24 protein-coding genes and 1 tRNA gene are annotated in these 24,676 nt (G+C 75.6%); 16 read left to right on the top strand and 9 right to left on the bottom strand.

Annotated elements, in window-relative coordinates; all coding sequences use genetic code 11:
• Positions 1-192: 192 nt before the first annotated feature.
• The 10 genes from LO771_RS10410 (at position 193) to LO771_RS10365 (ending at position 7,093) form a co-directional block, all read left to right on the top strand.
• Positions 193-444, top strand: a complete 252-nt coding sequence (locus LO771_RS10410; protein WP_230650181.1) for a hypothetical protein — start codon at positions 193-195, stop codon at positions 442-444.
• Positions 445-481: 37 nt separating this feature from the next.
• Positions 482-676, top strand: coding sequence for a hypothetical protein (locus LO771_RS10405; protein ID WP_230650178.1), 195 nt, complete (start codon positions 482-484; stop codon positions 674-676).
• 14 nt (positions 677-690) lie between these two features.
• On the top strand, positions 691-918 hold the full coding sequence (locus LO771_RS10400) for a hypothetical protein (RefSeq protein WP_230650175.1): 228 nt from the start codon (positions 691-693) through the stop codon (positions 916-918).
• Positions 915-1,193 (top strand): hypothetical protein, encoded by a 279-nt coding sequence (locus tag LO771_RS10395; RefSeq protein WP_230650172.1) that lies wholly within the window; start codon positions 915-917, stop codon positions 1,191-1,193. The genes LO771_RS10400 and LO771_RS10395 overlap by 4 nt, the downstream gene beginning before the upstream one ends.
• Before the next feature lie 641 nt (positions 1,194-1,834).
• Entirely contained in the window at positions 1,835-2,482 is a 648-nt protein-coding gene (locus LO771_RS10390; protein ID WP_230650168.1) for a GGDEF domain-containing protein, read from the top strand.
• A 73-nt stretch (positions 2,483-2,555) separates the two neighbouring features.
• A complete protein-coding gene (locus LO771_RS10385; protein WP_230650166.1) occupies positions 2,556-3,449 on the top strand; it encodes a bifunctional DNA primase/polymerase in 894 nt (297 codons plus the stop codon).
• Positions 3,446-5,017 carry a YfjI family protein gene (locus LO771_RS10380; protein WP_230650164.1) on the top strand — a complete coding sequence of 524 codons (1,572 nt, stop codon included), beginning with the start codon at positions 3,446-3,448 and terminating at the stop codon, positions 5,015-5,017. Before LO771_RS10385 ends, LO771_RS10380 begins: the two co-directional genes overlap by 4 nt.
• A 296-nt stretch (positions 5,018-5,313) precedes the next feature.
• A complete protein-coding gene (locus tag LO771_RS10375; protein WP_230650162.1) occupies positions 5,314-5,490 on the top strand; it encodes a hypothetical protein in 177 nt (58 codons plus the stop codon).
• A 32-nt stretch (positions 5,491-5,522) separates the two neighbouring features.
• On the top strand, positions 5,523-5,693 hold the full coding sequence (locus LO771_RS10370; RefSeq protein WP_230650159.1) for an AlpA family transcriptional regulator: 171 nt from the start codon (positions 5,523-5,525) through the stop codon (positions 5,691-5,693).
• On the top strand, positions 5,693-7,093 hold the full coding sequence (locus LO771_RS10365) for a site-specific integrase (RefSeq protein WP_230650156.1): 1,401 nt from the start codon (positions 5,693-5,695) through the stop codon (positions 7,091-7,093). Before LO771_RS10370 ends, LO771_RS10365 begins: the two co-directional genes overlap by 1 nt.
• A gap of 183 nt (positions 7,094-7,276) precedes the next feature.
• Here LO771_RS10365 and LO771_RS10360 read toward each other — a convergent pair.
• Positions 7,277-7,352 (bottom strand) — tRNA-Arg (locus tag LO771_RS10360).
• Between the two features lie 552 nt (positions 7,353-7,904).
• On the opposite strand from LO771_RS10360, the gene LO771_RS10355 reads away from it, so the two are divergent.
• From LO771_RS10355 to LO771_RS10335, 5 genes are all read left to right on the top strand, one after another.
• On the top strand, positions 7,905-8,426 hold the full coding sequence (locus LO771_RS10355; RefSeq protein WP_230650152.1) for a single-stranded DNA-binding protein: 522 nt from the start codon (positions 7,905-7,907) through the stop codon (positions 8,424-8,426).
• A gap of 301 nt (positions 8,427-8,727) precedes the next feature.
• Positions 8,728-10,101 (top strand): thioester domain-containing protein, encoded by a 1,374-nt coding sequence (locus LO771_RS10350; protein ID WP_308188872.1) that lies wholly within the window; start codon positions 8,728-8,730, stop codon positions 10,099-10,101.
• A gap of 294 nt (positions 10,102-10,395) precedes the next feature.
• Positions 10,396-12,060 carry an energy-dependent translational throttle protein EttA gene (gene ettA, locus LO771_RS10345; RefSeq protein ID WP_230650146.1) on the top strand — a complete coding sequence of 555 codons (1,665 nt, stop codon included), beginning with the start codon at positions 10,396-10,398 and terminating at the stop codon, positions 12,058-12,060.
• Between the two features lie 174 nt (positions 12,061-12,234).
• Positions 12,235-12,708 carry a thioesterase family protein gene (locus LO771_RS10340; protein ID WP_230650143.1) on the top strand — a complete coding sequence of 158 codons (474 nt, stop codon included), beginning with the start codon at positions 12,235-12,237 and terminating at the stop codon, positions 12,706-12,708.
• A 98-nt stretch (positions 12,709-12,806) separates the two neighbouring features.
• Positions 12,807-13,649: a hypothetical protein gene (locus LO771_RS10335; protein ID WP_230650140.1), complete on the top strand. Its 843-nt coding sequence runs from the start codon at positions 12,807-12,809 to the stop codon at positions 13,647-13,649.
• Positions 13,650-13,839: 190 nt separating this feature from the next.
• On the opposite strand, the gene LO771_RS10330 is transcribed toward LO771_RS10335, so the two are convergent.
• The 3 genes from LO771_RS10330 to LO771_RS10320 all read right to left on the bottom strand — a co-directional run bounded on the left by LO771_RS10330 (position 13,840) and on the right by LO771_RS10320 (position 16,629).
• The gene (locus LO771_RS10330) at positions 13,840-14,244 is read right to left on the bottom strand and encodes a globin (protein ID WP_230650138.1); all 405 of its coding nucleotides are present in this window, start codon (positions 14,242-14,244) and stop codon (positions 13,840-13,842) included.
• Positions 14,245-14,323: 79 nt separating this feature from the next.
• Positions 14,324-15,715 (bottom strand): ABC transporter permease, encoded by a 1,392-nt coding sequence (locus tag LO771_RS10325; protein WP_230650135.1) that lies wholly within the window; start codon positions 15,713-15,715, stop codon positions 14,324-14,326.
• Positions 15,712-16,629 (bottom strand): ABC transporter ATP-binding protein, encoded by a 918-nt coding sequence (locus LO771_RS10320; protein WP_230650132.1) that lies wholly within the window; start codon positions 16,627-16,629, stop codon positions 15,712-15,714. Before LO771_RS10320 ends, LO771_RS10325 begins: the two co-directional genes overlap by 4 nt.
• A gap of 122 nt (positions 16,630-16,751) precedes the next feature.
• Here LO771_RS10320 and LO771_RS10315 point away from each other — a divergent pair, with 122 nt between their 5' ends.
• Positions 16,752-17,924 (top strand): methyltransferase, encoded by a 1,173-nt coding sequence (locus tag LO771_RS10315; RefSeq protein WP_230650129.1) that lies wholly within the window; start codon positions 16,752-16,754, stop codon positions 17,922-17,924.
• Between the two features lie 102 nt (positions 17,925-18,026).
• On the opposite strand, the gene LO771_RS10310 is transcribed toward LO771_RS10315, so the two are convergent.
• From LO771_RS10310 to LO771_RS10285, 5 genes are all read right to left on the bottom strand, one after another.
• A complete protein-coding gene (locus LO771_RS10310) occupies positions 18,027-19,178 on the bottom strand; it encodes an FHA domain-containing protein (RefSeq protein ID WP_230650125.1) in 1,152 nt (383 codons plus the stop codon).
• A 319-nt stretch (positions 19,179-19,497) separates the two neighbouring features.
• Positions 19,498-20,775 carry a PP2C family serine/threonine-protein phosphatase gene (locus tag LO771_RS10305; protein WP_230650122.1) on the bottom strand — a complete coding sequence of 426 codons (1,278 nt, stop codon included), beginning with the start codon at positions 20,773-20,775 and terminating at the stop codon, positions 19,498-19,500.
• Positions 20,776-21,288: 513 nt separating this feature from the next.
• Positions 21,289-22,647 carry a hypothetical protein gene (locus LO771_RS10295; RefSeq protein WP_230650119.1) on the bottom strand — a complete coding sequence of 453 codons (1,359 nt, stop codon included), beginning with the start codon at positions 22,645-22,647 and terminating at the stop codon, positions 21,289-21,291.
• Between the two features lie 331 nt (positions 22,648-22,978).
• Entirely contained in the window at positions 22,979-23,980 is a 1,002-nt protein-coding gene (locus LO771_RS10290; RefSeq protein WP_230650116.1) for a glycosyltransferase, read from the bottom strand.
• 214 nt (positions 23,981-24,194) lie between these two features.
• Positions 24,195-24,476 carry a DUF4190 domain-containing protein gene (locus LO771_RS10285; protein WP_230650114.1) on the bottom strand — a complete coding sequence of 94 codons (282 nt, stop codon included), beginning with the start codon at positions 24,474-24,476 and terminating at the stop codon, positions 24,195-24,197.
• Positions 24,477-24,676 lie beyond the last annotated feature (200 nt).

Below are 24,676 nucleotides of genomic sequence, written 5' to 3'. Positions count from 1 at the left end.
CACATCACCGCCGCGATCGCGGAGCGTGACCGGAACCGGTCCGCCTGACCGCCCGCCCGGGGTGCTAGCGCTCGCGGGCCCACCCCGCTAGCGCTAGCACCCCCGCTAGCACCCCAAACCCCGCCCCACCAGTGCGCTAGCGCATAGCACCCCACCTGCACAAACCCCCGAAACCGGCCCCGGAGGCCCCCCGTGACCCTCCTCTTGCTCGCTCTCGCCTGCCTGACCGTCGTCACGCTCGGTTACGCCGGGCTGTGTGCGGTCCAGCCGTTCGGCCCCTGCCGCGCCTGCCACGGCATCGGCTTCCAGACCACCACCGACCGCAAGGGCCGCCTCAAGCGCGGCAAGGACTGCCGCCGCTGCAAGGCCACCGGCCACCGCATCCGCACCGGCCGCCACCTCTACAACGCCTGGCGCCGCACCTACCACGCCGGCACCCGCTGACCCCCCGCCCGCCCACTGCCTTCGGGAGCACCCGCCCATGATGCTCAGCATCTCCGCCGTCGCCCTGCTCGGTGCCGCCGCGTTCTTCCTCCTCAAGTCCCGCGCCGTCTCCGTCGGCGCCGCCGCGGTGCTGTTCCTCTTCGGCTTCTTCGCCGCCGGAACCGGCGCCTACGGCCCCATCACCCAGCTCTGCGCCGCCCTCGCCCACTCCCTCGCCGGCCTGCGCCCCTGAAGGAGGAACCCACCATGCCCGCCCTGCCCGCTCGGCCCACGCCGCCCAGCGTCCGGCCGCTGGCCGCCGCCCACTTCAAGGACGCCCTGCGCGCCCTGGAGAGCGGCAACCGGCCCGCCGCCGTCCGCGCACTGCTCGACATCGACCCCGAATCCTGGACCGGCATCGAACACCGCCTCGCCCTGCTCGGGGAGGACCTCGCCGTCCTGCTCACCCTCGCCGCCACGGACGTGACCCGGTGACCGGCGACGCGGTGTTCCTCGCCGCCGCCACCGCCCCCGCCGTCCTCCTCCTGCCCCCGCTTGCCGTTGCCTGGCGGCGCTCCGCCCGGCAGGGGGACGCGGTGCTGGCCATGCTCGCCGACGAGCGCGCCAAGCGCGCCACCGGCCCGGACGACGACGGCCCGCCGCCCCCCGACGGCGGACAGCCCCAGGGGGCACCCGCGCACCTGGCCCCGGTCATCCCCCTGCACACCCGCACCGCCCCTGTGGCTGCTCGGATGCGGCGCGCGATCTGAAGGCAGCCCCCGTGTCCGGTAGGGGAGGACCGGGGTGCTCGGTGGCTCAGTGCAGCGTCCGTTGCCTCCACCACCGCCCTATGTCCCACCCGTTCACCGTGCCGATGAACGGGCTTGTACGCCGCCGTAGCCGATTGTCCAGAGGCTCCAGAAGACGTCCGAGGTCTGTTCTGGCCCGCGGTGGCAAGCGGTGCAGCACTACGTCCAGTCGGTCTCGCGCTGTGAGCCAGTCACACCCCGGACACGGACAGGGAAAGAGATCCATACGGCCGGGCTCGCAGACCGCTTCCCGGTAGCGGGCCAGGTCTGCCGCGACGTCACCCGGCAACAGGCCGTCGCTCTGCAACTCGACACGTCGGATGGCCACTCTGGTGGCGGCAGACACCCCGGCGACCTGCCGTAGGGGTCTGCCAAAGCTCAATCTCCGCTGCTGAGCGCGGAGCAGGTCCGGGCGCCTACGCGGCATAGCCCTTTCGGTTCGCAGTCACAGCGTCATCCTTCCACGCTCACCGCAACCCCCGCTGCTCGATTAACCCCGTCCACGCACGAGCCCCGGGACCGGTCGGCGTCTCCCGCCAAGGTTCCGCCGCCCGCCCCGGGGCCCTACCTGATCCCGCAGCAACGAGACAGGAGATCCCAGGATGCACCCGCCCGCGCTGCCCGCGCAGCGTCACCTGCCGGCCATCCTCGCCGCGAGTGTGCCGCTCGCCGGATGGGCCGCCACCACCACCGTCCTGGCCCGCCGCCTGGACGCCGCCCGCCGCGACCCGCTCACCGGGCTGATGACCCGCGACGCGTTCACCGCCCGCGCCACTCGCCTGATCGCCCGCCGGCCGGTGCTGGTGGTGCTGGTGGACCTGGACGGCTTCAAGGCCCTCAACGACACCCGCGGCCACGCCGCCGGAGACGCCGTCCTCGCCCACACCGCCCACCGCCTGGTCGCCGCCGTCGGCCCCACCGGGGCGGCCGGCCGGTTCGGCGGGGACGAGTTCACCACCGCCCACCCCTGTCCTCGCGCCGAGGCCGCCGCCGTGCACCTGGCCCGGCTGCATGACCGCCTCACCGAACCCGTCCCGTTCGGGCCCGACCTGCTGCCGCTGGGCGCCTCGCTCGGCGGCCACCTCGCCACCCCCGGCACCCCGCTGGCCGACGCCCTGACGGCGGCGGACGCCGCGATGTACGCGGCCAAACGTGCGGGCGGCGGATGGGAGCTGTCCGAGCACCCCGCTCGCACCTACGCCGCCGCCCCCCGCCGCTGGCGCCGCCACCGCCCCGCCGCGGCCGCCTGACGCTCGCTCCGGTGCCGCCGCTACCCAGCAGCGGCACCCCCCTCTGCCCCTCACCGAAGGGAGCCCCGCCCGCATGACCGCACCCCCCGACCCCGCCCTGACCGCCGCCGCGCTGGCCTGCGCCGGCCGCGGCTGGCACGTCTTCCCCCTCACCCCCGGCGCGAAGAAGCCCGCCGTCCGCGACTGGGAGCACCGCGCCACCACCGATCCCGGCCGCATCCGCCGCTGCTGGCAGGCGGGCCCGTTCAACATCGGCCTGGCCTGTGGCCCCTCCCGGCTGCTGGTGGTGGACCTGGACACCCCCAAGCACCCCGGCGACACCCCGCCCGAGGCGTGGGCGCTGCCCGGCGTCACCGACGGCGCGGACGTGCTCGCCGTGCTGTGCGAGCGCGCGCACCTGCCGTTCCCGGACGCCACGTTCACCGTGCGGACCCGATCCGGTGGGCTGCACCTGTACTTCGCCGTCCCCGAGGCGGTGCCACTGCCGCCGTCCACGGTCGGCACGCTCGGGTGGAAGGTGGACACCCGCTGCCGCGGCGGCTACGTCCTCGCCCCCGGCTCCGTGGTGGACGCTGTCCCCTACCGCGTGGAGCGCAACGATCCGCCCGCGCCCCTTCCCTCCTCGCTGATCAGCAAGGGGGCCCCGGCCCGGCAGACGCCGCGCATCACCCCCGCCCGGTGGCGGGACCGGATGAGCGACGCCGACGCCTACAGCCGCGCCGCCCTGGACGGCGAGACCGCCCGCGTCCGCACCGCCCCGGAGGGGCAGCGCAACCACACCCTGTTCCGCGCCGCCGCCGCCCTCGGGCGCTTGGTGGCTGCTGGCACCCTGCCGCGGGAGGCCGCCGAAGGCGCTCTGGCCGAGGCCGCTACTGCGGTCGGGCTGGGGGAGGCGGAGATCCGCCGCACCCTCGCCTCCGGCCTCGCCCGCGGCGCCCAGCTCACGATCCCGGGAGTCGCGGCATGACCATCCCCCACCCCCTGGACGCCTCTTCGTCCCTGTTCGCGGACTGGGACAACACGCTCCCCCCGCCCCCGGAGATGCAGCCCGAGGCAGAGGTGTGGGAGGACCCCATCCCCCTCGGACAGGCCCGCGCCCTGCCCCCGTTCCCCACCGACGCCCTGCCCGAGTGGCTGGCCGACATGGTCGCCGCGGTGGCGGAGGAGACCCAGACCCCGCCGGACCTGGCCGGCTGCGTGGCCCTGTCGGTGCTGTCCACCGCCGCCGGCGGCCGCGCGCAGGTGGCGGTGCGCGGTCGGTGGCGGGAGCCGGTGAACACCTTCATCGCCGTCGCCCTGCCGCCCGGCAACCGCAAGAGTGCCGTCTTCTCCCTGATGACCGCCCCCCTGCTCGCGGTCGAGAAGGCCATGGTCGAGACCTCCGCCGCCACCCGCGCGGAGGCGGAAACCACCGCCCGCCTGGCCCGGGCCGCCGCCGACAAGGCCGCCGCCAAGGCCGCGAACGCCGCCCCCGACGAGCGCGACGCCCTGACCGCCGAGGCGATCGCCCTGGCCCAGGCCGCCGAGGCGGCCACCGTCCCCGAGCGGCCCCAACTGGTGGCCGACGACGTCACCCCCGAAGGGCTCGCCACGCTGCTGGCCGAGCAGGGCGGCCGGATGGCCGTCCTCTCCCCGGAGGGCGGCATCTTCGACATCATCGCCGGCCGCTACTCCGGCACGCCGAACATGGACGTCTTCCTCAAGGGCCACGCCGGGGACGTGCTGCGGGTCAACCGGCAGGGAAGGGACCGCCAGTACATCGAGGCCCCCGCCCTCACCATGGGCTTGGCCGTGCAGCCGTCGGTGTTCACCGACATCGCCAAGGTCAAGGGGTTCGAGGGCCGCGGCCTGCTCGCCCGGTTCCTCTACTGCCTCCCCGCCTCCCTGGTCGGCTACCGCAACCTCACCCCCGACCTCATCCCGGAGGCGGTGGCGGAGGCGTACACCCGGCAGGTGGCGGCGCTGACCCTGGCCCTGGCCGGCTGGACCGACCCGGCAGTACTCACCCTCACCCCCGAGGCGGACGCCGCGATGCTCGCCCACCAGCAGGACACCGAACCCAAGCTCCGCAAGGGCGGCGCCCTGGCCCACATCGACACCTGGGCCAGCAAACTCGACGGCGCCGTCGCCCGCCTCGCCGGACTCCTCCACCTCGCCGCCCACCCCACCGACGGCTGGACCCGCCCCATCCACGCCGACACCATCCGGTCGGCCGGCCGCCTCGGGCACTACTTCACCGCCCACGCCCTGGCCGTCTTCGACGCCATGGGCTCCGACCCCGCCCACACCGGCGCCCGCACCGTCCTGGACTGGCTGCGCGCCAACCCCGCCGACCGCATCTCCCGCCGCGAGCTGTTCAACAAGCTGCCCCGCGGCGAGTTCCCCACCGTCGCCGACCTCGAACCCGCCCTGACCCTGCTCGAAGAACACGGCTGGATCCGCCAGGAACCACCGCCCCCGCGCACCTCCCGCGGCGGCCGGCCACCCGCACCCCGCTACACGCTGCACCCCGCCATCACCCACCCCGGCCCCTGACCGGACCCCAGGAACCACCCGCACAACCCGCAGAACCTGCAAAACCCCACACCTGGCCGCTGACCAGCACCGACGCCACCGGTCGCACCCGCCGCAGAACCTCCGGAAACTCCCGCACAACCCCACCCGCCCACGGCCCGCCCTGGCGGCCGGGAGGTTCTGCGGGAGTTTCCCCCAGGTTTTGCCGCACCCCACCGCAGACCCGAACCTGCAGCTCAGCCGCCACGCCCCGGGGTTCTGCAGGTTTTGCGGGTTCTGCAGTGCCACTCCACGCCCCTAACCATCTGGAGCCGCCCGTGCGCATTCGCCTGCACGGCACCGAAGACGAGTGCCGCCGCACTGCCGACACCCTTGTCACCGTCTTGGACGTGCTCGACGTCAGCCGTCCCTACCCCTACCGGTCCCAGTCCCGGCTGGTCCGCCTCTACCTCACCGCCGCCCTGCCCGACGCCACCGAGGAGAAGCCGCAGTGACCATTGCCAAGCCCAAGCTCCGCCTCCGAGGAATGCTGACGCTCCCGGAGGTCTGCGAGGAACTGCAGATCTCCCGATCGACCTTCTACGACTGGCGACAGAAGAAGCGGGCGCCCCGCTGCATCAAGCTGCCCAATGGAGACCTACGGGTGCGTCGAAGCGACCTGGACGACTGGCTCATGGAGCACGAGGACGCCGCCTGATGACGACCACCTACGACGTCCGCATCTGGAGGATCCGCCCCTACAAGGGCAAGCGGGGCACGACCTACACCGTCCGGTGGGTCGTCGCCAGCGAGGAGAAGCGGGAGACCTTCGCCACGGAGGCACTCGCCGACTCGTTCCGCTCGGAACTGGTCAGTGCCGCCCGGAAGGGTGAGGCGTTCGACGTGGAGACGGGTCACCCGGTCTCCCGAAAGCCGAAGGGCGCGGGATTGAGTTGGTACGACTTCGCAGTCCAGTTCGTGGATGCCAAGTGGGCCCGCGCGTCCGCCAACAACCGCAAGAACATCGCGAAGACGCTCACCGCAACCACTGTGGCCCTGTTCCGTAGGGAGCCGGGGGAGTTCGAGCCGGTTGAGGTCCGCACCGCGCTCCGGGAGTACGCCTTCAACCGCAACCGCCGGGACAGTGCGCCGCCGGACGTCGCCGCAATCCTGCGGTGGGCGCAGCGGAACACCCTCCCCATGACGGCGTGGGCGGACACGGCGTGGGTGGACGCGGTGCTGAACGCCCTTGCCACCAAGCTGAACGGCAGGCCCGCCGCTGCGTCCACGGTGAAGCGGCACCGCAGAGTACTGAACATCGCCCTCGACCATGCCGTGAGGCATGGAATCCTGTCGGCCAACCCCTTGCCGAAGGGCAGGGGGAGCAGCCCGAAGACGGCGGCCACAGTGGACCGGCGGTGCCTGCTCAACCCGGAGCAGGTCGGGCGGTTGCTCGGGTGGATCCACCCCCGCCCGCGGACCGGGACCCGGCTGCACGCCTACTTCGCCACCCTCTACTACGCGGGGCCTCGTCCCGAGGAGGCAGTGGCGATGCGGGTCCGGGACGTCACGCTGCCTGCCGAGGATGCTGCGGACCAATGGGGGGAACTGGTCTTTCACACCGCTACTCCGGAGGTGGGTAAGCACTGGACTGACTCCGGAGAGATCCACGACACCCGGCACCTCAAGGGCCGGGCTGAGGGGGAAACTCGGATCGTGCTGGCGCATCCCGCCCTGGCGAGGATCCTCCGGGAGCACATCGCGGCCGAGGAGTTGAAGCCCGGCGACCTGCTGTTCCCGGGGGAGAAGGGCGGCCGGTTGTCGGGTTCCGTCTTCCGCCGGGCGTGGGACAAGGCTCGGCGGGCGGTGCTCACCGATGAGGAGTACGAGTCCCCGGTGGGACGGCGGGTCTACGACCTGCGGCACACCTGTCTCACGACCTGGCTCAACAGCGGCGTGCCGCCGGCGCAGGTGGCCGCATGGGCGGGCAACAGCGTGCCGGTCCTGCTCTCCACCTACGCCCTGTGCATCTCCGGCCAGGAAGCCGATCTGAAGCGCCGCATCGAGGCGGCCATGCAGGTGGGTGGGGAGGTGTCGGCGGGCGGCGGCGCCTGGTGAACTTCGCCGTGTATTCGCCGTGACCGCCCGCAGACCCCCGGTGCCAGCCGGACACGACCGGACTGCCTCGGCGCCCGTACGGACGCCGGGGCCGCCGTTGCCAAACCGAAGGAGTGAGCCGCTGAGCAGCAAAAACGCCCCGGAACCTTCACTGGTTCCGGGGCGTTGCGCGTGGGGGAGAGGTGGTGCCCCCGGCAGGACTCGAACCTGCGACCAAGTGCTTAGAAGGCACCTGCTCTATCCGCTGAGCTACGGGGGCCGGACAGGAGCCGGACGGGCTGCCGTGAGCGGCGCGGGTGCGGCACGCGGCGGCGGTGGCCGGCCCCGGGCGGATGCGCGGTGCACGGGGCGGGCCGTTGTCCTGTCGGGGACAGGATAAGGGTGTCCGGGGTGTCTCCCTGGTGTTCCACGGGTGCGCCGTGCGGTGCGGCGCGGGTGAAGCGGTCCGATAATCGCAGGTGGGCGGCGGGTGCGCATCGGTATTGGCGGGCGTCCCGCCGGACGTTGTGCACTCGTTACGGCCCTGCGGCCCCACCCGTTATGGACCCGGTGGGTATCGGGGGGAGGTGTCCTTTTCGTCCGCACAGGGGATCCGGGCTGGTGGGGGCGTGGCGTCCGGAGAGAGGAATGGCAGGCAAAGAATTGTCATGCACTCAGCGGAATGGTCAACGGGAAGGGGGAAAACCCGCTCGCCCGAGGGATCGGAGTTTTCCCCATGCCGCGGTTGTCCACAGGTTTCCGGGGGCGGCTGGTGCGGGTGCTCCGGTCGGCGGCACTCTCGCCACAACGCAACCAACGACGGGGAGTGTCCGTGAACGAGACCCTGGTGACGATCGTCGGCAACGCCGCCACCGGCGTCCGCTACTCCACCACGTCTGCCGGAGTGCCGCTCGCCAGCTTCCGGCTCGCCTCCACCGAGCGCCGCTACGACCGGCAGCGGGGCTCCTGGGTGGACGGTGAGACCAGCTTCGTGACGGTGTGGGCATGGCGGTGGATGGCCGAGAACGTGGTGAGCTCGGTGAGCAAGGGTGATCCGCTGGTCGTGACCGGCAAGATGCGGGTGCGCGACCGCGAGCAGGACGGGAAGCGGACGATCACGGTCGATGTCGACGCCTGGGCCCTGGGTCACGACCTGGCGCGCGGCACCTCCGCCTTCCGGCGGGCGGTGCGGGCCCGGCCGGAGGCGGCGGGAGGTCCGGCCTGGGGGCCGTCCGAGGTCGTCGGCGGCAGCGGCGGCACCGGCGTCGGCGGGGTCGACGGGGTCGCTCACGGAGGCGGCGCAGCCCGCGGCGGCGGTGCGGTGGTCCGTGAGCGGATGACCGCCCCGGTCTGACCGGCCCGGCGCGGTGGCCGCGTCGCCAGCCGGGGAGGACCGCCGCCGGTGCCCGGATTTGCTGACTTGTCGACAGTCTCCGCTGGTTGAAGGGGGTTTGGTAACAGAAGCGAAACAGGATCGTCCTGGTTCCGTACGGGGGTTTAGGGCCCGTTCTGGATCAATAGGATGCCTCGGGTAAGGAACGGCCGCGCTGGGGGGCTGCGGCAGTGTGCGGTGTCGCGCCGTCGTGCGCGACCGCTCGGAGGAGACATCTATGTTCCGTGTTCGCGGGCGGGTCATACCCCGCGTATCAACTGTCATGCTCGCGTCGAGCATGCTCGTCGTCGGCGGTCTCGCCGCGGCCGGGTCCGCTGCCGCCGAGGACGGCTCGGGTGACGCCGGCGCCACCGCCACCCTGGAGCAGCACCTCTACCACGGGGGTCCCGTGGTGGTCGACGGCAGCGAGCGGGTGGCCGGCGGGCTCTTCACGCTCGACACCGGCAAGGGCAGCGTCTACACCTACTGCATCGACTTCGGCCACTACACCAAGAACGGCGCGAAGTACCAGGAGGCCGGCTGGGACGCCACCTCCCTGGCCAACAACCCGAACGCCGGCCGGATCAAGTGGATCCTGGAGAACTCCTACCCGGCCAAGGGCGTCGCCGAGCTGCCGGTCAAGGGCCTCAGCGAGGACCAGGCCGCCGCCGGCACCCAGGCCGCGATCTGGCACTTCTCCGACGGCAAGGACGCCGTGCCGAAGGACCCGGCCGCGGCCGGGCTCACCACGTACCTGGAGGAGAACGCCGCGGTCCAGGAGGAGCCCAAGCCCTCCCTGGAGCTGACGCCCGACGCCGTCTCCGGCAAGAGCGGCGACCTCATCGGCCCGGTCAACGTCTCCGCCAACGCCACCGTGCAGCTCCGGCTGGACGACGCCGCCGCCAAGTCCGGCGTCAAGCTGGTCGACCGGGACGGCAGGCCGGTGACCGAGGCGTCCAACGGCAGCGCCGTGTACTTCTCCGTCCCGGCCGGCGCCGCCCCCGGCACCGCGACCCTCACGGCCTCCGCCACCACCGAGGTGCCGGTCGGCCGCGCGTTCACCAGCCTCGGCTACACCCCGCAGGAGCACAGCCAGACGATGATCCTCGCCGGTTCCGGCAAGGTCGACGTCTCCGACACCGCCACCGCGACCTGGGCCCGCAAGGGCGCCATCCCGGCCGCCGAGGCCCGCGAGTACTGCCAGAGCGGCAAGGTCGTCGTCACCGTCTCCAACAACGGCGACGAGGACTTCACCGGCACCGTCGCCGGCCGGCCCGTCACCGTGCACCCGGGCGGCAAGCAGGAGGTCGCCGTCCCGGTCGCCGAGGACGCGCACTACGCGATCGAGATCAAGGGCTCCAACGGCTTCTCGAAGACCTTCGAGGGCGTCCTGGACTGCCGGACCAGCAGCAGCACCGGCGGCGGCACCGCGGGCGGCACCGCCCCGAGCGCCTCGCCGAGCCCGACCCCGAGCAGCAGCGCCACGGGCGGCACCACCGGCACCGCGGGCGGCAGCACCACCGGCGCCACCACCGGGGGCGGTCTGGCCGAGACCGGCAGCAGCAGCGCCACCCCCGTGATCGCCGGCGTGGCCGCGGTCCTCGTGGTCGTCGGCGGCGGCGTGGTCTTCTTCCTCCGCAGGCGCCGCTCCTCCTGATCCCGGATTCCGCCGATCACGGATTCCGCCGATCACGGATTCCGCTGATCACGGATTCCACCGGTCCCGGATCCCGCTGGTCCCGGACCGCCCCGGAGCGGCACCGCCCGGCCGTCGGCCGCCCCGCCGGGGCGGTCCCGCCGGACCGGCGGCGCCGCCCGGAGCAGCACCGCACCGGACCCGGTCCCCGTCCGCGGGGGCCGGGTCCCGGCATGCGGGGCGGCGCTCCCGGGTGCGGCACAATGGAGGGTCGTAACCCCGTAAGCCATTCCCGACGACGCCGGAGCGATTTCCTTGGCTGAGTTCATCTACACCATGCGCAAGGTGCGCAAGGCGCACGGCGACAAGGTCATCCTTGACGACGTGACGCTGAGCTTCCTTCCGGGAGCGAAGATCGGCGTCGTGGGCCCCAACGGCGCCGGCAAGTCCACCGTGCTGAAGATGATGGCGGGCCTGGACCATCCGTCCAACGGCGACGCCTTCCTCTCGCCCGGCTACACCGTGGGCATGCTCCTCCAGGAGCCCCCGCTCGACGAGTCGAAGACCGTGCTGGAGAACGTCCAGGACGGCGTCCGCGAGACCAAGGCCAAGCTCGACCGGTTCAACGAGATCGCCGAGCTCATGGCCACCGACTACTCCGACGAGCTCCTCGACGAGATGGGGAAGCTCCAGGAGCAGCTGGACCACGCCAACGCCTGGGACCTCGACGCCCAGCTGGAGCAGGCCATGGACGCCCTGGGCTGCCCGCCCGGCGACTGGCAGGTCACCAACCTCTCCGGCGGTGAGCGCCGCCGCGTGGCGCTGTGCAAGCTGCTGCTGGAGGCCCCCGACCTGCTGCTGCTCGACGAGCCCACCAACCACCTGGACGCCGAGTCCGTGCAGTGGCTGGAGCAGCACCTGGAGAAGTATGCCGGCACCGTCGTCGCGGTCACCCACGACCGGTACTTCCTCGACAACGTCGCCGAGTGGATCCTGGAGCTGGACCGCGGCCGCGCCTACCCGTACGAGGGCAACTACTCCACGTACCTGGAGACCAAGCAGGCCCGTCTCAAGGTCGAGGGCCAGAAGGACGCCAAGCGCGCCAAGCGGCTCAAGGAGGAGCTGGACTGGGTCCGCTCCAACGCCAAGGGCCGCCAGGCCAAGTCCAAGGCCCGCCTCGCCCGGTACGAGGAGATGGCGGCCGAGGCCGAGAAGATGCGGAAGCTGGACTTCGAGGAGATCCAGATCCCGCCGGGCCCGCGCCTGGGCAGCATCGTGGTCGAGGTCAAGAACCTCCACAAGTCGTTCGGCGACAAGGTGCTCATCGACGACCTGTCGTTCACCCTGCCCCGCAACGGCATCGTCGGCGTGATCGGCCCCAACGGCGCCGGCAAGACCACGCTCTTCAAGATGATCACCGGCGACGAGAAGCCCGACTCCGGCGAGATCAAGGTCGGCGAGACCGTCAAGATCTCGTACGTCGACCAGAACCGCGGCGGCATCGACCCCAAGAAGACGCTGTGGGCCGTCGTCTCCGACGAGCTGGACTACATCAACGTCGGCCAGGTCGAGATGCCCTCGCGGGCCTACGTCTCCGCCTTCGGCTTCAAGGGCCCGGACCAGCAGAAGCCGGCCGGCGTCCTCTCCGGCGGCGAGCGCAACCGCCTCAACCTCGCGCTCACCCTCAAGCAGGGCGGCAACCTGCTGCTCCTCGACGAGCCGACCAACGACCTCGACGTCGAGACCCTCTCCTCGCTGGAGAACGCGCTGCTGGACTTCCCCGGCTGCGCCGTCGTGGTCTCCCACGACCGCTGGTTCCTGGACCGGGTCGCCACCCACATCCTCGCCTACGAGGGCGAGAGCAAGTGGTTCTGGTTCGAGGGCAACTTCGAGTCGTACGAGAAGAACAAGGTCGACCGGCTCGGCGCCGAGGCCGCCCGGCCGCACCGCGCCACCTACAAGAAGCTCACCCGCGGCTGAGACGCCGCACCAGGCCGCCGGGCCCGCGGGACACACCGCGGGCCCGGCGGCACCCGGCCCGGGGGGCCGCCGGTGCGGCGGCCCGCCGGGCCGGTGCACGTAGGCTTGCGGGACGACGGGGCTCCGGTACGGCTGCGGGCCTCCCGTAGGACGAGGACGAGGAGAGCACCACCCGTGGCACGCCACATCTACGCATGCCCGATGCGCTGGTCGGACATGGACGCCTTCGGCCACGTGAACAACGTGGTCTTCCTCCGCTACCTGGAGGAGGCCCGGATCGACTTCATGTTCACCCAGGCCGCCGAGGCCGGGGCCGGGGAGTTCGCGGGCGGATCGGTGGTGGCCCGCCACGAGATCGACTACCTCAAGCCTCTGGTCCACCGGCCCGAGCCGGTCACCGTCGAGACCTGGGTGACCCGGCTCGGCGCGGCCTCGCTGCACGTCTCCTACGAGGTCAAGGACACCGACGCCGCCGGCCGCGAGACGGTGTACGTCCGGGCGTCCACCGTGGTCGTCCCCTACGACCTGGCGGCCGGCCGCCCCCGCCGGATCTCGCCCGTGGAGCGTGCCTTCCTCAGCCGCTTCATGGACGGCGCCGACGACGACGCCGGCGTGCGCGCCGGTGCGGCCGAGGGGGCGGCGGCCTGAACACCGCACCGGCCCCCGCCGTGTCCGACGCGCGCACACCCGCCGCCTCGGGCGCCGCCGCCTCCGCGGAAGCCCCGCGGACGGGCGGCAGGCCCGCCGTGACCGCACTCCGTCTCGCGGACGCCGGGGAGGGTGCCGACCTGGCGTCGTTCCTCCAGCGGCTGCTCCGCTACGACCGCGCGGCGGTGGTGCGGCTGCAGGCCGCCCCGGTACCGGCTCCCGGGCCCGTGCCCGGTCGTACCCCCGTCCCCGGTCGTACCCCCGCCCCCGCTCCCGGGTCCGCCCCCGCTCCCGGGTCCGCCCCCGCCCCCGGGTCCGGCTCCGCACCGGGCGGGGACGCCCGCCCCGGCGCCGCCGGAACGCCCACCGGAACGTCCGCCGGCGTGCTCGCCGTCTTCGGGCGCCTGCCCCTGGGGGCCTCGGGCACCGTGGCCGTCCGCGCCGTCCGCCTCTCCGGGCCCGTCGAGCCGCTGGACGCCACCGTCTCCGCCGGGCAGCTGCTGGAGGCCGTCGACGAGGCCGGCGCCTCGCTGGCCGTCCCCCCGGGCGTCACCGGACCGGCCTGGGCGGGCATGCTGCCGCCCCGCGGCGGCTGGCGGCCGCTGGGCGGTCCGCTGCCCGGTGAGCGGATCGCCGCGTCCGTCGCGGCCGCCGTCGCCGAGTTCCGCGCCCGCAGCGAGGCCCTGGCCCCGGAGGACCGGACCCGCCCGGCACTCGACGCGCTGGCCGACGAGATCTGGTCCCGCCCGCTGGAGGACGCCCCCGAGCTCCCGCTGCGGGCCGCACACGCCGCCCGGGTGCTGGGCTTCGTCCGCCCCGGGGCCCCGCTCGGCGCCTTCGCGTCCGGCGCGTGGCTGCGTCTGAGCGCCCCCCACGGGTCGGTCGCGCTGCGCCGCGCCCCCGCCCCGGGCAGCGGCCTGGGCCTCACCCCGCTGGGCTGACCCCGCCGTCCCGGCCCGCAGTCCCGTCCCTCTCTCCCGCCCGCCGTCCCCCGCCTGCTGGAGCCGCCGGGTGCCGCCGGGTGCCGCCGGGGGAGGGCCGAGGGTGCCGGGGCCGCCCCGGCGCCCGGCTCGGCCGGCCGCACCCGCCCGCTCCGACCGGCCGCCGGGCGGGTCCGGGCGGCCCGGTGCGTCAGCCGGGGGTGTTGACCATCGAGGCGGCCGCGTAGGTGAGGTAGTCCCACAGCTGCCGCTCCTGCTCCGGGGCGAGCCCGAGGCCGTCGAGGGCGGTGCGCATGTGGCGGAGCCAGGCGTCGTGGGCGGCGCGGTCGACGCGGAACGGCACGTGCCGCATCCGCAGCCGCGGGTGGCCGCGGCGCTCGCCGTAGGTGCGCGGGCCGCCCCAGTACTGCATCAGGAAGAGGGTCAGCCGCTCCTCGGCCGGGCCCAGGTCCTCCTCCGGGTACATGGGCCGGAGCAGGGGGTCCTCGGCGACGCCCTGGTAGAAGCGGTGCACGAGGCGGCGGAAGGTGTCCTCGCCGCCGACCGCGTCGTAGAAGGTCTCCTCGCCGGTGGTGCCGCGCCCGATCTCTGTCACCCCACCATGGTCGCAGAAGCGCCGGGCGGGCTGGCGAGGGCGTCCCTCCCCGGCCCGCCCGCCCGTGCGGCGGTACCGGTCAGGCGTCCTCCCAGCTGAAGAGGCGCCAGGCGATCCCGGTGAGTACGGCCGCGAACAGCAGCAGGCCTCCCATGGTGGGCAGGGCGTCGCCGAAGCCGCCGCCCCGGGTCAGCACGCTCTGCACCGAGGTGACCAGGTGCCGCAGCGGCAGCACCTCGGAGATCCCCTTGAGCCAGGAGGGGGCGTCGTCCATGGAGAAGAACGACCCGGACAGGAACGACATGGGGAGCACGATGCTCTGCGCCATGCCGTTGGCCGCCTCCTCGGTCTTGGCCACCGCGCCGACCACCAGGCCGATCGACATGAACGCGATGATGCCGCAGACCACCAGGGGGACCGCCAGCCACCAGTGCCCGGTGAGCCTCAGCCCGAAGAAGGGCAGCGTGGCCACCGAGATGAAGATCGCCGTCTGCACCAGCCCGGTGAGCAGGCTGACGCCGACCCGGGAGGCGACGATGGCCCCCGCGCTCACCGGGGCGAGCCGGAGCCGGCGCAGCAGCCGCTTCTTGCGCCAGGAGACCAGGGTGAGCGCGGCGCTGAAGACGGCGCCGGTGGCGATCGCCCAGCCCAGCAGGCCCGGGGTGAAGAACTGGATCGCCTTGATCGACTCGTCCTCGACCTGCGCGCTGCGGAGCCGGTACGCCGGGGGCCTCCCGCTGGCGTCCTGGTTGGCCTGCTGGACGAGGGCGTTGACGACGCCCTGGACGGCGCCCGCGCGGACCTGGTCGGCGGCGCTGAAGCGGAGCACCACGGTGCCGGAGCCGTCCTGCTCGATCAGGGCGTCCAGGTCGCCCTTGCGGACCTTGCGCAGCGCCTCCGCCTCGTCCGGCATGCGGGTCACGGTGAAGACCTTGTCCAGGTCGTCCCTGGCCGGACCCTTCAGCGAGTCGACCACGGCCACCGGGCCGACCTGGGCGACCTTGGCGTGGGGGCTGGAGGCGCTCTTGAAGAGGGTGCCGAAGAGCACCAGGAACATGAGCGGGAAGAGCACCACGAAGAAGAGCGCCGACCGGTCCCGCAGGAAGGCGACGACCATCACCTTCGAGAGGCTCCCGAAGGCGCTCACGCCACCGCGTGAGGCGCGCGGCGCGTGCGGGTCGCGCGGGGCGGGCGGGGTCGGGGCGGCGGTCCGGCCGTCGGGGGCGGGCGCCCCGGGGACGGGCGCCCCGGGGGCGGTGGCGGCGGGTGTGCGCGCGGCCGGGAGGCCGGCCGCGCCGCGGGGGACGGCACCTCCGGGGGCGGCGCCGTCGGGGGTGTCCCCGCCGGGCGCCGTGCCGTCGGGGGCGGCCCCGTCGGGCGCCGTGCCGTCGGGGGCGGCCCCGTCGGGCGCCGTGCCGTCGGGGGCGGCCCCGTCGGCGGGGCCCCGTACACCGGTCCGGTCGTCGGTCATGCCCGGTACTCCCGTCCGGTGAGGTGGAGGAAGACGTCCTCCAGGGTGGCGCCGCGGACCTCGAGCCCGCGCAGGGCGTTGCGCTCGGCCAGGGCGGAGAGCACCGGTGCGGGGGTGCGGGTCGAGGCGGAGAGGGTCGTGCCGTCGTCCTCGACGGTGACGTCCCCGGCGCCGGCCGCGGCCAGCGCCTCGCGCAGGGCGTCGGCGCCGACCACCCCGGACTCCACGCTGACCCTGACCTTGTCGTCCAGCTCCCGGACGAGCGCGGCCGGGGCGCCGGTCCGCAGGATCCTGCCGTGGTCCATGACCGAGACGCGGTCGCAGAGGATCTCGGCCTCGTCGAGGTAGTGGGTGGTGAGGACGACGGTGCGGCCCTCGGCGTTGATGCCCCGCAGCAGGTCCCACAGGTTGCGCCGGGCCTGCGGGTCGAGGCCCGTGGTGGGCTCGTCCAGGAAGACGAGTTCCGGGTCGTGGACCAGCGCGCAGGCGATGGAGAGGCGCTGGGCCTGGCCGCCGGAGAGCTTCTCGGCGCGCACGCTCCCGAACCCGGCCAGCCCGACGCGGTCCAGCATGGTGTCCGCGGTCCCGGCCCCGACCCCGTAGAGGGAGGCGAAGGTGCGGATGGTCTCACGCGCCGTCAGGCGCTCGAAGAAGGCGGAGGCCTGGAACTGCACGCCGATGCGCGGCAGCAGGCGCGGGTTGCGCGGCCACGGGCTCTCGCCCAGCAGCTCGACGCGGCCCTCGTCCGCCTCGCGGATCCCCTCCAGGATCTCCAGCGTGGTGGTCTTCCCCGCTCCGTTCGGCCCCAGGATGCCGTAGAACTCGCCCGACTCGACGGTGAGTGACACACCGTCGACGGCCTGGATGTCCCCGTACCGCTTCCGGATTCCCTCGGCGGCTATTGCAGCTGTCATGACACACCACCCTAGGGGCGCGAAGTGACCACCGATGGCTTTTTGCCCGGCCTTCGGGACCACTTCGCGGCAACGCGCCGCCGGGCAGCGCGGCGGGCCCCCGGAGGTGCAGAGTAGGGCCCATGAAGCAGCGGTCAGGGGAGGCCGGCGGGGTGCGGGAGCCGTGGGCGGGGCTGGTGGCGGAGCTGGCGGCGCAGGGCGCCCTGGACGATCCGGCGTGGCGCACGGCGTTCGAGGAGGTGCCCCGCCACGCCTTCGTGCCCGCCTTCCACCGGCCCCTGCCCGGGCAGGGCTGGGTCCGGGCCGCCGCGGACGACCCCGACCCGCGGCGGCGCGCCGACTGGGCGCGGGGGGTGTACGAGGACACGGCGCTCGTGCTGCGCCTCGACGGGGGCGCGGCGGCGGCGTGGTGCCGGAGGCCCTCGCAGACCGCCCGGCTCCTGGACGGCATGCAGGCCGGGGAGGGGCAGCGGGTGCTGGAGGTCGGCACCGGCAGCGGGTACGGCGCCGCGCTGCTTGCGCACCGGCTCGGCGCGGAGCGGGTGTTCACCGTCGGCCCCGGGCCGGCCGAGGAGCCGGCGCGGCGGCTGGCCGACGCCGGGTACGGCGGTGTGACCGCCGTGTCCGGGGACGTGGCCAAGGGGTGGCCGGCCGGCGCCCCGTACGACCGGGTGGTGGTCGCGGGCGACGTGTCCGGGCCGGCGGCCGTCTCCGCCGACTGGGTGGCGCAGTGCCGCCCCGGGGCCGCCGTCCTGGTGCCGGTGGGCGGCGCGCTCGTCCGGCTGCGGGTGGCGGCCGACGGGACGGCCGCCGGGCGCTTCCTGCCCGTACCGGTGCGGCTGGGGCCCCTGCACGGACCGCCGGGTGCGGGCGGCGGCGCGGGTGCGGGCGGCGGCCGCGACGGAACGAGGGCGGCCCGCCGGACCGGCTGGCTGCGGGCGCGGCGCTCGCGGACCGGCATCCGCCCCGAGGGCCCGGCCTTCCTCTTCGCCCTGGCACTCGCGCTGCCGGAGCTGGAGGTGTGGGCCGCGTACGACCGCGGGCGGCGCAGCACCTGGCTCACGGTGGCGGCGCCCGACGGCTCGACGGCGCGGGCCGCGCCGGACGGCGCGGTGAGCCGGACCGGCCCGCAGGAGGTCTGGCCGGCCGTGGAGGAGCTGCACGACCGGTGGACGGCCGAGGGCCGGCCCGGGTGGGAGCGGTTCGGGCTCACCCTGGCCGGGGACCGGCAGTGGGCGTGGCTGGACCGGCCGGACCGCGCGTGGGCGGCCCCGGAGCGGCCCGGGGCGCCCTGAGGCGCCCGGGCTCCCCGCCGTCCCCGGCCCGTCCCGTGCCCCGGCCGTCCCCCCGTGGCCCCGGTCCGTCCCGTGCCCCGGCCGGCCGGGGCACGGGGCCGGTCAGACGCGGTGGACGGTGATGGTCGTCCAGGCGCCCACGTGGATGCGGTCGCCGTCCCGGAGCGGGACCGCGGTGTGGGGGGACACGGGATCCGCGCCGCCGTTGACGGTGGTCCCGTTGGTGGAGTCCTGGTCGACCAGGATCCAGCCGCCGTCGGGCTGCTCCTGGAGCAGGGCGTGCTGGTGCGAGGCGCCCGGGTCCTCCGGCGGCACGGAGAGGTCGATCTCGGGCACGGTGCCGCGGTGGTGGCTGCGGCGGCCGATCCGCAGCTGCCCCCGGCCCGTCATCGGGATGCGGCGCTCGGGGCAGTAGGGCGGGAAGTACAGGCCCTGCGCCTCGGGGCCGCTGCGGGCCATCATCTGCTCGAAGTACTCGCGGTCCGCGCTCACGACCGCGACCCACGCGGTCCTCGCGGGCTGCGGGGGCTCGGGGGTGTGCGCCGGGCGGTCCGGGCGGGACGCCTCCCGGGGCTGCCCGTACTGCCCGTAGCCGTCGGACTGCCCGTACCGGTCGGACTGCCCGTACGGCTCCGGCCGCCCGTACGGCTCCGGCCCGCCGTACGGGTCGGCCTGCCCGTACTCCCCGGGCCGGCGCGTGGGCGGGACGAGGCGGAAGTCGGTGTCGTGGCCGCCGTAGGAGGGGGCGGGCCCGGGCGCGCCGGGGCCGCCGGCCCCCGGGCCGCCCCGGGATCCCGCGCCGGGCGCCTGCGCCGGTGCGGCCGGCGCGCCGCGGTCCGCGTAGGGGGCCGCGCCGAACGGGTCGGCGGCGGGGTGCCCGGGCTGCCCGGGCTGCCCGGGGTGGCCGGGCTGCCCGGGGTGGCCGGGCTGCCCGGGGTGGCCGTAGCCGTACTCCGGCCGCTCCTGCCGCCGCGGGGGTTCGGCGGCGGGCTGCCGCGGCGGCGAGGAGAGGTCGTAGTCGTAGCCGCACTCCTCGCAGTACCGGCCGCTCTGGGGCGTCCGGCAGATCGGGCAGGTGGCGAGGACGTCGGTGGCCTCGGGCTCGGCGAACGGAGGGGGCGCCATCGCCCCGGCGGACGGCTGCGGTGCGGCCGCGTAGGACGGCCCGCCCCGGCCGCCCTGGGCCATGGGGAAGCCGCAGACGTCGCACCAGTCCTCCGCGTGCGAGTCGTGGCCCCGCGGGCAGATCGGCATCAAGGCCCCCTGTTGCTTCTTCACACGTACGGTCTTCGTCGAGCGGATGCCGGGACCCCCGACCGGTCCCGCCCGCATGCTTCCGGAACCGAACGGTACCTTCCCGGCCCCCGGCCGCGCCGACCAGCTCGGACGGTGGGTGGAAGGCGTGCCCGCCGCCCGGGGCGTCGCCGGGCCCAACCCCTCCGCCCGCAGGGCCGGTTGGCGGATCCGGGCCACCGCGCCCGTGCGGCCCGGCGCCCCGCGGACGCCGCCCCGGCCGGGACCCCGTCCCGGGTCCCGGCCGGAGTCCGTCCCGGGCCCCGGCCGGGGCCGCCGCTCAGGCGGTCGGCGGCTCCGCGACGGGGAGGTCCACCAGGGTCGGCTCCGGCGGCGCCTCGGGACGGCGCCCCGGGGCGGGCGGGAAGGGCAGGACGGCCACCGTGATGTTGTCGTGCCCGCCGCCCGCGAGGGCGAACCGCACCAGCTCCCGCGCCGCGTTCAGCGGCTCGGTGCGGGCGTCGGCGGGGACGGCGTCGGCGAGGTCGGTGGCGGCCTCGGCGTAGTTCCACAGGCCGTCGGTGCAGACCAGCACCACGCCGGGGACGTGCGGCGTGAAGCTGACGGTGTGCGGGTCCGGCTCGCCGGCGTCGGCGCCGAGCCAGCCGGTGATGGCGTGGGCGCGGGGGTCGGCGTACGCCTCGGCCTCCTCCATCAGCCCGGCGGCGACCATGCGCGCGGCCCACGAGTCGTCCTCGGTCAGGCGGTAGGGCTCGGCGGACTCGCGGTCGTCCGGGATCCAGTAGGCGCGGCTGTCGCCGACCCAGCCGATCGTCACCGCGCCGCCGGCGGCGACGGCGCTCACGCAGGTGCAGGCGGGGGAGTTGCGGCCCGGTTCGGGCGCGCCGCCGTCACGGGCCAGGGCGTCGACGGCGCGGGCCGCGTCGAGGAGCGCGTCGTGCATGGCGCGGACGGGCCCGGTACCGGACTCCAGGGCGGTGAGCAGGGACTCCGATGCGGTGTCGGCCGCGGTCCGTGACGCCTCGTCGGGGCGGGTGGCGGAGGAGACGCCGTCGCAGACCACGGCGACCACGGCGGAGCCGCCGTCGGGCAGCGAGGTGGCGGCGACGGCGAAGGAGTCCTCGTTGCGGTGGTGCCGCAGGCCGCGGTCGCTGACCCCGGCCACGCCGTCCAGCGCCTGCTCCGTGCGGTCCCCGGAGCTGCCGGGCGCGGTGCCGCAGGTGCCGCACCGGCCGTCGGCGGCGGCGCGTCCGCCGCACCGCGGGCACGGCGGCCCGTCCGCGGCCTCCTCCCGGTCCGGACCGGGCGCCGCGGCCCCGCCGTCCTCCCCGTGCGCGGCCTCGCCGTGCGCCGCCTCGAGGTCGCGGTCGTGGTCCCCGCCGCGGCCGCCGTCATCGTCGTCCTCGTCGTCCTCGTGGTCGAGGAGCAGCCGGGCGGGCGCGGCGAGGACGAAGTCCCCGGTGCCGCCGCCCCGGGGCGCGGCCGGGGGCGCGGACGGAGGCGCGGCGCCGGCCAGTTCGGCTCCGCACGCGCCGCAGAACGCGTCGTCGGGCTCCAGCGGCTCCGCGCAGGAGGGGCACACGGTCATCTGCGGCATCCTTGTCACACCCACGTCCTGGGCCGGGTACGGTCCGTGCGCTCCACGAGGACGGACCGGGTCTCCTGCCGGTCCGCCAACCGGGCCGGCACCCGGTAGGAGTCCTCCGGGGCCCTGCGCAGTTCCCGCCGCGGGGCGGAACCTCCCCGCAGAGCGGGGGGCGTGCCCCGGCCGGGGGCTGCCGGAGGCGCGGCCGCCGCACCGGCGGCGGCCCGGCCCGCGGCCCGGGCCGGATGCCCGATGCCGGGGTGCCCCATGCTGTGGTGCCCGGTGCCGGGGTGTCCTGTGCCGGGGTGTCCTGTGCCGGCGTGCCCGGGGCCGCCGCGCACGGCGCCCCGGGGGGCAGGCCCGCGCCCGGTGCGGCACCCGTCCGTGCCGGCCCCGTGCGTGCGGCCCGCCCCTGCTCCTGTCGCGCCCATGTTCTCCTTCCCCCTGTTCCCCCTGGTCCGGGCGGTTCCCCTGCCCCGAACGCCGTGCGGCCAGTCCCGTGCGCGGCCGGCCCCCCGGGTGCCGTCAGTCCGCCGGCCCGCCCGCACCGTGCTCCGCGACAGGCTCCGCCCTGTGCTCCGCGGCGGGCTCCGGCACCGGCCGCAGCGCCTGCTGGTAGCGCGCCACCGCCGACTCGGCGGCCCGCAGGTCGCACGGCGCGCTCCACAGCAGCCGGCGCGCCTTCTCGTACCGCTCCACGATCTCCGGGTCCCCGGAGAGCCCGAGCCGGGCGGCCACCGCCCGGTACGCGTCCAGCCGCCCCCGCAGCTCGGCCCGGACCGCCAGCGGCCCGGTCACCGCCGTCAGCGCGTGGCGGGCCCGGACCAGCTCCTTGGCCGCCGCGTCCTCCAGCGCGTCGAGGAGCGGCGCCAGCCGGTACCACTGGCCCTGGCGGCGCAGTCCGGCCGCTGCCGCCACCCGCTCCCGGAGCGCCGACGCGGGGCCGGGCACCGCGGGCACCTCGGCCCCCGCGATCCGGGCCAGCACCTCGCCGCGCGCCCGGCGGGCCTCCGCCAGCGTCGCGTCCGCGCGGACCAGCAGCTCGGCGACCTGCTGCAGGCGCTCGTCGGCCTCGTCGCGCACCCGGAGCAGGCCCTCCAGCTCCACCCGCAGGTCGTCCAGCGCGCGGGCCGCGCGGTCGAAGCGGGAGGTGTCCACGGTGCCCGGGAGGGCGCTGCGGGGGTCCCCGGGCCGGGGGCCGCCCGGTGTCCACAGCGCCAGCGGGTCGCGGGCCACTTCCGCCCGCAGGGAGGCGAGTTCGGCGCCGAGGCCGTCCAGGGCGTCGCCCGCGGGGTGCGTCCCCGGCAGCACCCCCACGGAGCGGGCCAGCGCCTGGACCCGCTGCAGCTCGGCCGCGAGGAGGTCGATGCGGGCGGCCAGCGCGGACCGGACGGCGTCGGCCGCGGACACCACGTCCGCGACGGCCGCACACCAGGCGTTCATCCGCTCGACCAGCCCGTCGAGGGTCAGCTGCTCGCTCGGCCGGGCGGAGCCGGCCAGGGCCCGCGCCGCGTCCGCCGCACTGCCGGGCGGCACCTGGCCGGCCGGGACGGCGACCCCGGCGCCCCGGAGCAGTCCGGTGAGCTCCACCAGTTCGGCCTGGCCCGGCCTGCCGCGGCGCGAGCGCACCGCGCGTGCGGCGGCCAGCGCCTCCGCGTACCGGTCGAAGAGCGACCAGAGCAGGACCAGTCCCTGCTCGGCGACGGCCCACCGCTCGGCGGTGCGGCCCTCCAGGACGGCGCCCTCGAGCAGGCGCCTGCCCGGATGGTCCTGCAGCGCGAGCAGCGCCGCCTCGACGGCGTCGCGCTCCGCGCCGAGCCGCACCAGGGCGCGGTCCGCCTCCTCCCGGTTCATCACCGGGCCCGCAGGTCCCGTCAGCGCCATGCCCCGCCTTCCTCGTCCGTCCGTCCGACCCGGAGCCGTCCGGCCCTACGGACGGTACCGTGCCGCCGGCGGCACGGCGGACGGCCCGGGCGGGGAGGGGGCGCCGGCGGGACACGCCGACGGCCGTGCGCGGTCCGCCCCCGCCCCCGCCTCCGTGAGTGAGGACCGGTCGGGCCCGCCGGCCGCCCGCAGGAGGGCGCCGGCGTGCCCGAGGGCATCCTTCTCCACCGCATCCCGCGCCGTCGAGCCCCCGGGCGGGGCGTCCGGCCCCCGCCGGACGCGCGGGGCGCCCGGCGGGACGCGGACGGCCGGCCGCGGGTCGCCCGGTTGCTCAACGGAGCCGGGAGGCCACCCTGCCCCCGGCGATGTGCGACAGCTTCGCGATCTCGTAGGCGCTGTAGGAGCCACCGGCGAGCAGGGAGAACTTCACGCCCTCCCGCCCCTCGGGCCGCCGGTGCCCGGCCGGCAGGTACCGCCGGTGGTGGTCGGCCGCCGCCCGGAAGAACGCCTGCCGGGACGCCCGCGGCACGCAGCCGCCGAGCTCCAGGACGAACAGGCAGTGCCGGACCATCCGGTCGAAGAGGTGGACGCGCACCGGCTCCGCCGCCGGACCCAGCGCCTCCACGTGGGCGAAGGCGCGCTCGTACTGGCCGAAGATGTCGAAGTGGCTGCTCCCCGGCGACCCCGCCGGGTGCAGGGTGTGCCGCCGGTGGAGCTCGACGCACTCGCGGGGGAGGACCGCGGCGCTCCGCGCGGCCAGCATCGCCCGCACCACCACCGGCACCTCCTCGTACAGGCCCTCGGGGAAGCGCAGGCCCTCGCGCACCCACAGCTCGCGGCGGACGAGCCGGTCCCAGCTGTGGGCGGGCGCCCCGAACAGCTCGGGCCGCTCCAGCGGGGCGAACGTGCCGGACGCCGCCGCTTCCAGCAGTTCCGCGGCGGCTCCGGGCCGGCGGCCGGCGTGCAGGTGGGCGTGGCCGAACAGCAGGACGTCCGGGTCGCCGGCCTCCCGCAGCCGGTCGGCCAGCGCCTGCAGGGCGCCGTCGGCCAGGGTGTGGTCGGCGTCGAGGAAGAGCAGGTGGCCGCCGCGCGCCCGGTCGGCGCCCGCGCTGCGGGCCTGCCCCACGCCCACCGCCGCACCGAGCCTGAGCACCGCCACCCGCGGGTCGCGGGAGGAGGCGGGGAGCGTCTGCGGTGTCTGGGGGGAGCGGTCCTGCACCACCAGGACCTCGACGTCGGCGAAGGACTGCCGCAGGACGGATTCCAGGCAGTCGCCGAGCCGTCCGGACTCGTCGTGGGCGGGGACGACGATGCTGATCAGCGGTGCGTGCACGGTCGACGACCGTAGGCCGAGGCCCGCCGTCGGGCAAGTGCGCGCAGGCCGGCGGCGGGCGTTCCGCGCCGAACGTGCCAGCGGCGGGCACGGGACCTTCACCGGTGGCGGGGCGCGGGGGCGGGGGGAACCGGCGGCGGGCCGGCCCCCGCCGAGGCGGAAACCGGCCCGTGAGGTGCCGTCAGGTGCGCGGGCGGCAGCCCGCGCCGCCCGGTCACATGTGCCAGTACAGACCGTTGCCGCTCATGGCGGCGATGCCGACGATCGCCAGCACGGTGGCGATCGCGCCCAGCACCAGGCCGACCACGGCCATGGTGTGGTCGCCGCCGCGCGCCCCGCGGGTGCGGTTCATCGCCAGGTAGCCCGTGACCACGGCCACCGGGCCGAGCACGATGCTGAAGACGATCAGGCTGAGGATGCCGGTGATGAGACTGGCGAGGGAGAGCGCGTGCGCGTTGCCCCGTGTGACGTGGTTGCGGTGCCCGTAGCCTGCCATGTCGTGCTCCTCCCGGAGGTTCTGCGGGACCGGGCCGCCGGTGGGGCGCCTGATCCGCGGTCAGGTGGTGTCCTCCACGCGGCTGCCCCGGGAGCGCGGCCGTATGCCTGCGCCGCCGCGCCGGCCCCGGCCCCCTGCTCCTCCCGGCCGCCCCGCCCGCCCCCGCCTGCGCCGCCCGCCCGCCGCTCCGCCTGCCCCGG

The organism is Streptacidiphilus sp. ASG 303 (genome assembly GCF_020991365.1).
Taxonomy (GTDB): domain Bacteria; phylum Actinomycetota; class Actinomycetes; order Streptomycetales; family Streptomycetaceae; genus Peterkaempfera.
Note: the sequence above shows the minus strand (reverse complement) of the source record. Positions and strands in the feature narration are given on the sequence as shown.